We start from the raw sequence: 12,171 nt of genomic DNA, 5'->3' as shown, positions 1-12,171 counted from the left end.
AACGACTTGTGCAACGGTTACTATTGTTGAGGATAGTAATTATTTCCCCAGTATTTCATTGATATATATTGAACGATATTTTTCTGGATACTCAATTTGTACACCGTGCGTTCCATTTTCGAACAAAAACCATTTTTTAGATGGCGCTATAATGGAATCAAAATACATTTTTGCTACAGGCGTTTCGGTAAAATGGTCATTGTCTCCTTGTAATATATAAACGGGCACTTTGAACTCAGGAATATCACGCATTAAGTTCATATCTATTGCAGTAGGTAGTAAAATCTTAGCGGCAGGATAGTAGGATTCAGGACTATTTATCATATCAGTAAATTTTTCCTTAAACGTTAACCCATTATCTAAAAACATACTTTTAATAAAATTAAAGTCGGTATCAAGTTTTATCGGCGCATACTTCATTACAATTTGTCGTTCTATTTCAAAGGCTTCGGTTACTGAATTTTTTGAGTTTTTAACGTAAGGAGGTCTCCCAATTTGTTTCAATTGACTGATTGAAACGGTATCATTATGTTTTTGCGATTCAGACATTGCAAATTCATAGGATAACTCTTCTGAAAGTGAAAGATTCGCCATTAGACCACTACCAATATAAGCGTGATATAATTCAGGCTGTTTTTGAACCATATAAGCTGCTACTGCTGTTCCCCACGATAAACCTTCAATGTAAATTTTATCTTTTTTGAAAGTCTTTTTCAATTGATTTGATAGTTCCAAACCATCATCTATTATATGGTCTAAGGTAATGGACGAGTCAGGTATGCTATCATTATAAGCTAGTCCGGAGCCTCTTTGTTCCCAATAGCAAACCGTAAATATATCTTCTAGATCAATTCCTGATAGTTTGTAAATTACCGGTAAAATTGGTGCACCCGGTCCTCCGTGAACTATTAGTAGTACGGGGTTATTTTTGTCTTTCCCTCTAATAGTAACCCTTTGTTGCACTCCATTTATAGTCATATCCTCATGTGTAGCTATACTATTTGGAAGTACATTGCCCTTTTCATCTAAAAAAGGTTCTTCTTCTCCAGAACTGTTGATTCTGATGATAAGTAATACAACTAAAATAAACGCAATAAGCGCCCCCAATAAAAACAAAAGCCATTTTCCTATTTTCTTTACTATTTTCATATGTTCTTAATCAATTCTGTGTTTTTTTATTACCCATAACGTTTGAGTGATGAATGGTAAGGGAGCAAACTGGGGCTTGCTTTCCACCATGTACATAGCTAAATCTTTAGGCTTTGATTTATTTTTCTGGACAGAACCAAAACCCGCATTGTTTATTGGTCGTGGCGTAGCCAGTTTTTTTCAAGCTACCAAGTCAATATTCCTTTCAGTAGTAGATAATTTTGGTCTAATAAGGAATTGAATAATACCTGTCAAAAGCTCTGCGGATTATTATAATTTAAAATCAAACCCAGAAATTTTTTCTGGGTTTGAGAATCAATAAGACAAGTTTAGTTACTCTTTTGAAGGGGGTTGTAGTGTGTAGCCCATAGAGGTCATCACATTCAACTGATCGTAGTAATGGGCAATCATCGTAATTTTACCGTTTTCTAAAAAACAGGTTACCTGCGCAGGTATCGGAATCTCTTGACCGGTTTTCTTAGAGCTAATGGTATCGGTAGTCCAAACCATGACCCACTCGCCCTCGTTTATTCCACCGGTTACTTTTATGGGGGCATAGGACGTGTTTTCGTCAATCTTATGTTTAGTGGTTGTGAAGCTTTCCTTGTAATATTCGGATAACTGCATGGGGTTCATTACGTTTGAAGGACCTCCGGTTAGACCATAAATCTTTGCATCATCTGCTAATTGCGCTACCATAGTTTGCACATCTTCGTTTTGAAGTGCATTTACGTAATTAGATACGATTGCTACATTTACTTCGGCATTCTCGAAATCCATAGTAGCCGAAATTTCTTGTGCGTTAAAGATTAACGGAGTGAAAAATAAAGTAAGCGTAAAAAGCATAATCTTTCTAATTGTTCTCATAATATATAATTGTTGGTTATTATTCTACTCAATTGGTTGATTTACAACAAATGGGGGAATAATTTTTCTGGCAATAAATACTTGGGGAACTAACTTACTTTAATAGAAACCTAAACTATTAATTTTTTTAGATATAAGTACAAAATATTCTAAATAATTGAAATTTAAAAATTTATAGTATAACTGGATTCATGTGGAATTCCTGATATAAAAATCAAAACGGTTAAAAAAAGTTACTTTCTGCTTGGCTGAATACTCCTTAGAATAATAAGTAATAAATGCTAGGTAATCGTATCTAGAACTAGTCTAGAAAAATTGAAGAAGTATTGTATGCATAAGCTATTAAAAGTATGGGAGCAAACTAGGGTTTGCTTTTCGCCACACACATAGCTAAAGCTTTATGATTTAATTTATTTTTTCTTGTCCAGAGCAAAATCCAAAAGATTTGGCGTACATTCTAAATATGCCCAAATTTTAATCAAGCAGCTAAACTCCTAGTTATTACAGCCATTGTGGCAATAGTTTTTTTTTATGAAAACTGTATATATAGTGCTTGGTATTCTTTAGTCGTAACTGACATTCAGCAAGTTTTAAATGGGTATATTTTTTTCAAAATTATTGTTTTGACACGCTTAGTCAATTTATTGAAAGCCGCAGTCAGTTAAAGTACCTTTATTCTCTATAGATTTGATTCGTATAATAAAGTTACTAATAATCATAAATTCTTCAACCATGCTTAAAAACAAAAAGGACCTAAAATTTATAAAGTTAGCTGCCATAATTATGGTGTTCACAGTCGCTCAAAGTTGTGGTGAAAACGTAAATAAACCAGAAAAAAAAGAGGATTCGGTGGCAGTACTTTCTCTTAAAGAAGAAGCTCATACTCATGATAATTCCACACATACGCACACGAGTAAGAGAATAATTACGCCAAATGACGCCCAACAACTGTGGATATTTCCTGAGCGTAAAGACAAACTCGGGTCCGGAGGATTACTTCAAATTTATATGGATCCTGAAAGTCACCCAGATGCTTCTTCAGGTTTTTCAAAATACGAGTTGGGAGTGGGTGGGGCTTTACCAGAACACAAGCATAATAAAACAGAAGAAATTGCTTATTTTCTTTCAGGAACAGGTGTAGTAATTAGTTATGAGAATGATGAGCGTAAAGAAACAATCGTTAAAGAGGGCTATGTATGGTATACTGCACCGGGAGAATGGCATTCCTTTCAAAATACGGGCAAGGAACCTTTAAAATTGGTATTTGCTACGGTACCAAATGCTAAGCATGGTCTGTTGGACTTTTTTAAAAAAGTAGGGGTAAAGCCTGAAACAGAACCATCTAATACGCTTAGTGCAGAGGAATTTGCCAAATTAGCAGCAGACAACGACCTGATATTAAAACCTTCAAAAATTGAATAGAAATAAGTTCTTGGCTTTATACTAAACAGACGTGATTACTTAAATCTTCATAATAGTAAGAAAATAGGGCGTTGAGATATTTATCACTTAAAACATGAGTAGTCATTGCCTAAGTTGGTTATTATGACTTCATTCTCTCAAAAAGCTGTACTTTTCTAAGTGAAAAATATATAAATAATGGGTAATGGTTATGACATAGCAAAAAGAACACCTACGTTCAAGAAAATTGAAGTGTCGTCACTTATGTTTTCGGAGTATCGATGTGCAGAGACAAAATCGATATTCACCGCTTGGAACCACTTAAATTATTTTATTTATGTGCTAGAAGGTAAAAAGAAATGGCGAACGCTAGAGAACAGTTATATGGTTAATGCCAATGAGGTACTTTTTGTAAAAAAAGGGGCAAATATAATTGAGAAGTATTTTGACTCTGATTTTTGCGCCATAGTAATCTTTATTCCCGATTCTTATGTCAAGGATTTTATGTCACAAAAACCTGAAATTGGTGCCAATCTAAACAGTAATCTTCAAAGTGACAGTGCAATTCCTGTGAAAATGGATAGAACTTTAAGTACTTATTTTACCTCAATATTAGATTACTTTACCAATGATGAAAAGCCTTCAAAATATCTGATAGAAATAAAATTTCAAGAATTATTGGTCAATATTTTGTCACTGCCATCCAACCCTGAAATAGGCAGCTATTTTAAACAGATTGCCCAAGAAGTTAAACCATCTATTAAAAACATAATGGAGGCCAACTTTGTCTATAATTTATCGCTCGTTGATTTTGCAAGACTATCACACAGAAGTTTAAGTACTTTTAATCGCGACTTTTATAGCGTTTATGGAATGTCACCAGGAAAATGGCTTACTAAACAAAGGCTTATTCATGCGAAACTATTATTGGAGAATACCAATCTAAAAGTATATGAAGTGGCTTTTGATAGTGGCTTTGAAAGTCCAGCCCATTTTGCAAGAGTATTCAAGCACGAGAATGGTATTACCCCTTTAAAATTTCAAAAAGCGCAACTGTCAGTTTAAGAGGTTTCCCAGAAAAAAATTCAGTAGTATTATGAATAGTCATGAAAGTAAGGTGACCGAAACAACTTCAAAGCAATGGCTTAATCTAATAGACCAGCTTGGAGACCAATTGGCTGCAAACGGATTTGCTCACGATCAGGCTGATACCTTTGTAGCCAATAATTATCAATTGTTGAAGGAACAAGGATATTTAACGGCTATGATACCAAGAGCATTGGGAGGCGCTGGTGTTTCCTTTACCGATATGTGTGCTATATTGGTCAAAATAGCGCAGTATTGCCCTTCTACCGCATTGGCATTGTCCATGCACCAACACCTTCTTGCGGCAAATATCTGGAAATATAAACATGAAGGCATAGGCGAAGAATTCTTAAAAGAAGTAGTGGATAAAAACCTGGTGCTGGTCAGCACAGGTGCACGTGACTGGCTAGATTCTAACGGAACCATGAAAAAAATTGATAATGGTTATTTGGTCTCAGCAAGAAAACAATTTGCAAGCCAATCTGCAATAGGTGATCTCTTGGTTACCAGTATACCCTATAATGATCCAGAAGAGGGATGGCAAGTACTCCATTTTACAGTATCTATGAAATCTGAAGGAATACAGCTATTGGATGACTGGCACACATTGGGAATGCGCGGAACAGGTTCGCAGACAGTGATCCTTAATAATGTGTTTATTCCAGAAGACTCCATAGTGATGAAGAGAGCAAAAGGCGAATTCCCTATGTTTTGGAATGTGGTATTAACCGTTGCGTTGCCGTTAATAATGGCTCCCTATATAGGGATTGCAGAAAAAGCGATGAAGATTACTTTAGAAAAATCGAAAAAGAGTAGAGTTCATGAAACTACTATTTCACTTGGGGAAGTCTATAATAGCTTCACATTGGCCAAAGTGCTACATAAAGACATGCTTGAAATAGCCAATGATTTAGATTTTCAGGCTGAGGAAAGAATAGGTGTTGAAATGTTGACTAGAAAAACTTTGGTCGCGAATGCATGTAAAGAAACTGTGAATAAGGCCATGGAAACGGTAGGTGGTCAAAGTTTTTACAGAAAATACGAATTGGAGCGACTCTTTCGTGACATGCAAGCGGTTGGTTTTCATACATTACCTGAAAAGAAACAACAGCATTTTACAGGCGATTTTTTATTGAAATAGCAAATTTTTGCTAACGTGTTTGTATATGGTTTGTTGCGAGTTTAAGCAACTAATATGATAATTACAAACAGAAGAGAAAATCCGCGAGGATTTTGGTAAGCAGGCTCGCACTAGCAATGGATTATATACCTTGTTGGCGGTAGTGTTTATGTCTATTTACCAATTATTCTTTTTCTATGTTTTATACCCCATTCTGCAATAGTATTAGTCAAATTTTTAAGTGTTGAGCCGTATTCTGTTATTTCGTATTCCACAGTTACAGGTTGAGTATTTAGCACGTTTCTTATAATAAGTTGATTCATCTCCAATTCTTTTAATTCTCGACTCAACATTCTGCCTGATATTCCTTTTACTTCGCGTAACAATTCAGAATAACGCATTTTTTTATAGCAAAGGCACGCGATAATGGATATTTTCCATTTTCCATTTAGAATATCCATTACATCGTGAATTGCTAAAATAGTTTGGCTACATTCTTTTATTGGTTCTATTTCTGGTTTCATAATAAGTCACTTGGTTACTCTAATGTTACTGTTATTTTTTGGAAGTAAGTTACAAAAAGTAACCTTGGCAGATTACTTTTGAATAATAATTTTAAAATGAAATAATAATGAAATTAATAGACGATTTAAAATGGCGATATGCCACAAAAAAATTTAGTAATAAAAAAATAGCTAATGATGATTTAGTAAAAATAATAGAAGCAATAAATCTATCCGCTTCTTCCATTGGAATGCAAACGTACAGACTTTTTGTAATTGACAATCAAGTATTGAAAAAAGAATTAGGCGAAGGTTCATTTAATTCTCAAATAGCTGAATCTTCACATCTTTTAGTTTTTGCCGCATTTGACTCTATTAATCAAGATACAATCAATAATTATATTGAATTTGTTGCTAAGGAAAGAAAAACACCAGTTGAGGATTTAATAGATTTTAAGAAAACAATTAGCGATTATTTATTATCTAGAACTGATGATGAAAATTTTATTTGGTCAGCAAAACAAGCTTACATTGGTTTAGGTACTGCATTAATTGCGGCAGCAACATTAAAAATTGATTCTACTCCAATGGAAGGCTTTGATGCAGATAAATTTGATGAATTATTAGGTTTGAAAGAGAAAAAACTCAAAAGTGTTGTTATCCTAGCATTAGGATATCGAGATGAAGAAAATGATTATTTAGCCAATCTGAAAAAAGTTAGACTACCAATAGAGGTTTTTTCAACAAAAGTGAGTTAATTATAGATAAAGGATAAGCTACTTGAACAAAATCAGGTAGCTTTTTTACATTACTGCCAACGGTTTGTGTATAAAACGTAGCGTGTAAAAAGACACGAACTTTTCGGATTAACACAGAGCCTAATTTTTATGTTTTGTTTTTATCTTTTCTGTTTAAAAAGCCAAATCCAAAAGATTTGGCGGACACTCTAAATATACGCAGACCTTAGCTTAAAGCCTAAAACCCGTATTAATTATAGCATCTATGTAAAAGCAGTAAGTCGAGTATCTTTAAGATGAACTAAAAATCAAAGATATGAACACTCAAATTACTGCTTCACCTAAGTTATTCATTGGTATCGACATACACAAACGCAGTTGGAAGGTACATTGTGCGACGGATCTGTCATCCGGAAAGACTTTTAGCATGCCGCCCGATGCCGAACTGCTCTATGAATATGTAGCCAAGCATTATCCAGGTTATGTAGTGTCCACTGCTTATGAAGCGGGCTGTTGCGGATACCATGCACATCGAAGCTTTGTAAGTTATGGATGGCGGTCATTAGTGGTCAATCCAGCCGATATTTTCAGAAAGGGCAAGGAGCGCCATACCAAGACAGATAGGATCGATGCCCAGCTCATAGCACGAGAACTCAAGGATGACAGGTTGAACAGTATTTGTGTGCCGGATAAGTGTAGGGAGCAACTGTGTAGTCTGTTCCGTCGTAGGAACGATTTGGTAAAGGATATGCGCCAGATCAAGAGCTATATCAAGATGCAGTTGTTGTATTATGGTATTAGGATACCCCAAGAATTCGATAACGATCATTGGAGCCATAAGTTTAGGGATTGGCTTGATAATTTGGATTTTGAGTATGATACGGGTAATGAAGTTTTGCGTAGCCGGATGCGCAGTTTTCGGTTTATTGACCAGGAGTTTCGAGATGTTTCCACCTTATTGCGCCGGTATACCAAAATCCACTTTAAGAAAGATTACCTGCTTTTACGGAGTATTCCTGGTATAGGTTCCATAGTTGCCAGTGGTATTTTGAGTGAATTGGGCGACCTGCGCCGTTTTAAGAATATTAAACATTTGGCCGGATATGTAGGTCTGGCACCGGGCATTTACCAAAGTGGCGATACCATCCGACATACGGGGGTGAGTATGCGTGCCCACCGTTTAATACGTAGTTATTTCATTGAGGCCTCTTGGCAGGCAATTCGAACAGATCCCGTGATGCAGGGCTATTACCGCAAGCATCACGGAAAAAATGTGAAGAGTGTCATTGTAAAGGTGGCTAGGAAACTACTAAGCAGGACATTGGCGGTCATAAAGACGGAGACCCCTTATGTGATAGGGGTATTGGAATAAAATAAGGCAGATGAACAGTAACAAAATAACTGAGCTCAAAAAGAATAGTAGATATGCTTGGATCACAAAACAATGTAGGTGGTCTCGCCGCGGGCGAGAACCACATCGGTTAGCAAGTGACCAGGCTTATTATAACTTATAATCATACAGATGCTGGTGGCCATGCCCAAAGCACGGACCACATATAGGATGCGGAGCAAGTTATATATGGTGTTGAAGTATTGACAACCAAGCATTATGCTGAAAAGGGTTGCCAACAATACAACACCCCAAAATCAACATTATGGACTAATAAAAAATAAAATATTATCTTTAGAGAACTGGCCTAGGGCTTTTCATAGGATGCATTGTTGGCAGTAGGCTTTACTTTTTGTCGGTTACCTTTTTAACTTCTTCCATTTCGAATAAAGAATTCATTTCACAGATTGCTTTACTTGTATTGTATTTATCAAATTTTAGGTTTTTAGAATTTACTTTTGCATCACTTAATTTATGTTTGAGTTTTAAGTAAATATCATTATCCTGTTTTGTGAAATATTTCCTTGTTTTTTGGTAATCAGTTAAGTGTTTTTTTAGTTGCTTTTCTGCCGAATTACAGTCTGTAAAGAGTTTATTGGTTTTTTCAAAATGTAATAAAAACCAAAATTCGATACAGGGATTATTTACAATGACAATAACATTATCAAACTTTTCAGCTTTTTCTTTTAGTTTAATAAATAATTGTTCGCTTGTTTCAAAACCTTTTTTGGCTTCACGTGTTTCTTTTGCAATTACATCATAATCCACAATCCAAAAAACTTTAGTGTAGTCTTCAGCTAAATCCTTAACCATTTTAAATTGTTCAGGAATACTTTTTTTACTTGGAAGTTTTGGCTCTATGTTTATGTTTAGCTCTCTTTCGTTACGCTTGAACATTTGTAAGTACCAAACCTCGGTATCACCATCAACAACAAATGCAAATGCCTTGGAACCTTTTATTTTGATTTTTGATCTTTGTCTCATAAGCGTTAGTCAAGATCAATGTAGTAATCACCTAAATTAGGTTTTCCTTTTAATTTTCCACTTTTGTATGCATTTAGTACGTTTGTAGTGTTCCTTACCACAGAAGTGTCAAAATCAGCTAAAGAGTAAAGTTCTGTTGAACAGTCTTCTGATTTATTTGTGAACCAAATTGCATCATTTCTAAAAACATCTTTGTTATCTAATATTTCTCTATTATGCGTAGTAGCTAATATTTGAGAATTTTCAGAGTTAACAAGAAATGATAATAAAAATTGAATATACAAATCTGGATGAAGAGAAGCTTCAAGTTCATCTATTGGAATAATGTGATTGTTTTTAATTAACAATGCGAGTAAACCAGCAAAACCATAATATCTTCTAGTACCTTGAGATTCTAGGTCTATTGGTAGATTATACTTGTTACCATTTACGGTATGTTCAAAATCGATATTTACTGAAGTTATTTTACCTTCTTCTTTAAGCTTTTTTACTCTTTCATTAGAGGCTTTAAGTTGTTTTTCTATAAACTCAATAAAACCATCAGGTAATTCTTTGTCTTCTTCTTGAATATGTATGTCTGAAATATGAAAATCTGCTTTTTTTAAGATATTTATTACATCTTTTTTTAGAATTTCATTGTTATCAATTTTTGAGGTTATATAACCTTCTAGTTCAGTCCTTGTGTATACTAGTGGCTTCAAATATGTTTTGAACCAATCAATAGTTTCGTTTAATTCAATAGAATCGATGTTTGTTTTTAGAAACCCACCTAAAACGCTATTATTCCATAGAGTGTTGGATTCAAGAGTTTTGATAAATGTTTTGTCTTTTTTTATTTTGCTGCCAAATTTTATCTCTGTAAACTGATGTTTTAAATCGGTTTTTCTTTTAAAAACATTAGCTTTTTTGGGATTGTAGTTGTCAAGTTTTTCACTAATAATGGCTTTTTCTGTAAATTCTATTTCATAGTCATATCTTATTCCATTTTGTAAAAAATCGATAGATAATATTGAAGTCTGATTAGGTGTCTCTTTATCGAAAAGAAAAGGTTTGAAGTCCAATGTATCAGTTTTCTTTTCTTCGGGTTCTAGAATTAAGTCTCTTAAAAATTCTAATCCTTTAAGTATTGTAGTTTTTCCAGATGCATTAGCGCCATATATAAGGGCTAGTTTAAGTAATCTAAAACCACTTACATCCATTATGTAATAATCATTAAGGTGTTCAGACTTGTCTGCTTCAAAAGTCAACGTCTGTTTTTCTTTTACAGAACCAAAATTTTGCAAACTAAAATTGATTATCATTTTATTATCTCTATTTTGTAAGTTGTTTACAAATTAACGGTAAAAAAATGATTTATTTTAAATTTTTGTGTTTAATTTTTGTTAATGAGTTACATTGGTCAGCTTACTGCCAACGGTCCGGCTATGATTTCGTTGTGGAATTTCACGCAGTGAACATTCCGCCCGAAATCTAACCTTAATTTAAAAGTAAGGATTTCCGTTCAGGAAATCCGCCACAATGAATTATAGCCCATGTGCTTGTTGCACAAGCTGTAATTTCATAAAATTATACATTTTTAGCTTTATGTAAATTTGTAACTATTTAATTTTTAGTTGTAATTTTTCTAAAAGATTATGAAAATTATGGGGTTCAATTGAAAAATACAGTTGTGCAACGGTTACCTTTGTTGTCATTAGTTTTTAATTTTAACATTTCAAATGTAAGATTGTTTCGTTTATTTCGTTTAATATTGTAAAGAAGAAAACTCATAAACCAAATGGAAACTTACAATAACGTTAATAAAGCCTCAAAGGAGGAGCAAAAGGTTGCGATGCAATCTTATGATGCTCTTTCTTCTGTAATTAAGGAATTAAAGTCAAACAATCCTGAAATTGAGATAGATGAGACTCAAGAAAGGATTAAAATTCCATTAAGCGCCTTGAAACTTTTAGGAGAGATTTTAGAAGCAATGAGTAAAGGTAAACCATTTTCTTTAGTGCCAATAGCTACGGAAGTTACAACACAAAAGGCAGCTGAGATTTTAGGTTGTTCTAGACCTCATTTTGTAAAACTTTTAGAAGAAGGAAAAATTGATTTTACTAAAGTTGGAAAACACCGTAGAGTTAAGTTTGAAGATGTAATGAAGCATAAGAGAAAAATGAAAGAAGCTCAGAAAAAGCATATTATTGAAATTATGCAATCTGACGAAGAAATCGGACTGTATGATACATAGTGTTCGCTTTATTTGTGTATTAGATACAAATGTTATTTATCCAATTGAGATAAGAGATTTACTTTTTTGGTTTGCTCATTATGATTTATATACTCCTAAATGGAGTGAACATATTTTTGATGAATGGGCGGATGTTATGAAAAGAAAAGGAGTTTCAGAAGACGAAATTTCAAAACGTATGACAAGAGCCAATTTGGCATTTCCAGATGCTTTCGTACCGAACTATTCAGGGTTGATTTCTGGATTAGAATTACCTGACCCAAATGATTGTCATGTGCTGGCCGCAGCAATTAAGACCAATGCTAACGTAATTGTCACTAATAATATTAAAGATTTTCCGAAAGAGTATTTATCATCTTTTGGACTTTCAGCTAAGACGGCAGATGACTTCTTAACTGACATTATTGACTTAAATCCTGATGAAGCTGTAAAAGCGTTTAAAGAAATGGTGTTGTATCGTCGGAATCCTGATTTAGATGAATTTGAAGTCTTGGATATACTCAGAAATAGAGGGTTAAAAGATACTGCTGACTTCTTGCATTCTCAACTTTGAGTAAATTAATGACAACGGTTAGTATAAGAATAGTTGCGGGTTTACGTGCGAGGATTTTCCGCAGGAAAATCAGACGTAGTAAACTTGCAACGCCCTTTGGTTAAGCACAAAATTGAGCAATTGTTTTTATACATTGTGCCTGTTGCAC

Annotated in this window: 12 protein-coding genes; 7 read left to right on the top strand and 5 right to left on the bottom strand. The window is 34.1% G+C overall.

The window, feature by feature from the left end; all coding sequences use genetic code 11:
• Positions 1–39: 39 nt before the first annotated feature.
• Positions 40–1,149: an alpha/beta fold hydrolase gene (locus KO513_RS05255; protein WP_215912578.1), complete on the bottom strand. Its 1,110-nt coding sequence runs from the start codon at positions 1,147–1,149 to the stop codon at positions 40–42.
• A 333-nt stretch (positions 1,150–1,482) separates the two neighbouring features.
• Positions 1,483–2,016 (bottom strand): nuclear transport factor 2 family protein, encoded by a 534-nt coding sequence (locus KO513_RS05250; protein ID WP_215912577.1) that lies wholly within the window; start codon positions 2,014–2,016, stop codon positions 1,483–1,485.
• Positions 2,017–2,748: 732 nt separating this feature from the next.
• Here KO513_RS05250 and KO513_RS05245 point away from each other — a divergent pair.
• The 3 genes from KO513_RS05245 (at position 2,749) to KO513_RS05235 (ending at position 5,644) form a co-directional block, all read left to right on the top strand.
• Positions 2,749–3,438, top strand: coding sequence for a cupin domain-containing protein (locus KO513_RS05245; protein WP_215440159.1), 690 nt, complete (start codon positions 2,749–2,751; stop codon positions 3,436–3,438).
• Positions 3,439–3,615: 177 nt separating this feature from the next.
• Complete coding sequence (locus KO513_RS05240; RefSeq protein ID WP_215912576.1) at positions 3,616–4,482, top strand: helix-turn-helix domain-containing protein; 867 nt, start codon at positions 3,616–3,618, stop codon at positions 4,480–4,482.
• A gap of 31 nt (positions 4,483–4,513) precedes the next feature.
• On the top strand, positions 4,514–5,644 hold the full coding sequence (locus tag KO513_RS05235; RefSeq protein ID WP_215912575.1) for an acyl-CoA dehydrogenase family protein: 1,131 nt from the start codon (positions 4,514–4,516) through the stop codon (positions 5,642–5,644).
• Between the two features lie 152 nt (positions 5,645–5,796).
• On the opposite strand, the gene KO513_RS05230 is transcribed toward KO513_RS05235, so the two are convergent.
• Entirely contained in the window at positions 5,797–6,147 is a 351-nt protein-coding gene (locus tag KO513_RS05230) for a winged helix-turn-helix transcriptional regulator (protein WP_215912574.1), read from the bottom strand.
• A 107-nt stretch (positions 6,148–6,254) separates the two neighbouring features.
• Here KO513_RS05230 and KO513_RS05225 point away from each other — a divergent pair, with 107 nt between their 5' ends.
• On the top strand, positions 6,255–6,884 hold the full coding sequence (locus KO513_RS05225; RefSeq protein ID WP_215912573.1) for a nitroreductase family protein: 630 nt from the start codon (positions 6,255–6,257) through the stop codon (positions 6,882–6,884).
• Positions 6,885–7,179: 295 nt separating this feature from the next.
• Positions 7,180–8,235 carry an IS110 family transposase gene (locus tag KO513_RS05220; RefSeq protein ID WP_215912572.1) on the top strand — a complete coding sequence of 352 codons (1,056 nt, stop codon included), beginning with the start codon at positions 7,180–7,182 and terminating at the stop codon, positions 8,233–8,235.
• Positions 8,236–8,598: 363 nt separating this feature from the next.
• On the opposite strand, the gene KO513_RS05215 is transcribed toward KO513_RS05220, so the two are convergent.
• Both KO513_RS05215 and KO513_RS05210 read right to left on the bottom strand, forming a co-directional pair.
• Positions 8,599–9,237, bottom strand: a complete 639-nt coding sequence (locus KO513_RS05215) for an RloB family protein (protein ID WP_215912571.1) — start codon at positions 9,235–9,237, stop codon at positions 8,599–8,601.
• Positions 9,238–9,242: 5 nt separating this feature from the next.
• Positions 9,243–10,538, bottom strand: coding sequence for an AAA family ATPase (locus tag KO513_RS05210; protein ID WP_215912570.1), 1,296 nt, complete (start codon positions 10,536–10,538; stop codon positions 9,243–9,245).
• A 476-nt stretch (positions 10,539–11,014) separates the two neighbouring features.
• Between KO513_RS05210 and KO513_RS05205 the strand changes: the two genes are divergently transcribed.
• Together KO513_RS05205 and KO513_RS05200 are read left to right on the top strand one after the other, a co-directional pair.
• The gene (locus tag KO513_RS05205) at positions 11,015–11,470 is read left to right on the top strand and encodes a helix-turn-helix domain-containing protein (protein WP_215912569.1); all 456 of its coding nucleotides are present in this window, start codon (positions 11,015–11,017) and stop codon (positions 11,468–11,470) included.
• The gene (locus KO513_RS05200; protein WP_215912568.1) at positions 11,460–12,023 is read left to right on the top strand and encodes a PIN domain-containing protein; all 564 of its coding nucleotides are present in this window, start codon (positions 11,460–11,462) and stop codon (positions 12,021–12,023) included. The genes KO513_RS05205 and KO513_RS05200 overlap by 11 nt, the downstream gene beginning before the upstream one ends.
• The last annotated feature ends 148 nt before the right edge of the window (positions 12,024–12,171 follow it).

Origin of the sequence: Zobellia sp. B3R18 (assembly GCF_018860715.1) — a bacterium.
Lineage (GTDB): Bacteria > Bacteroidota > Bacteroidia > Flavobacteriales > Flavobacteriaceae > Zobellia > Zobellia russellii.
This window is presented reverse-complemented; position numbering and strand designations above follow the sequence as displayed.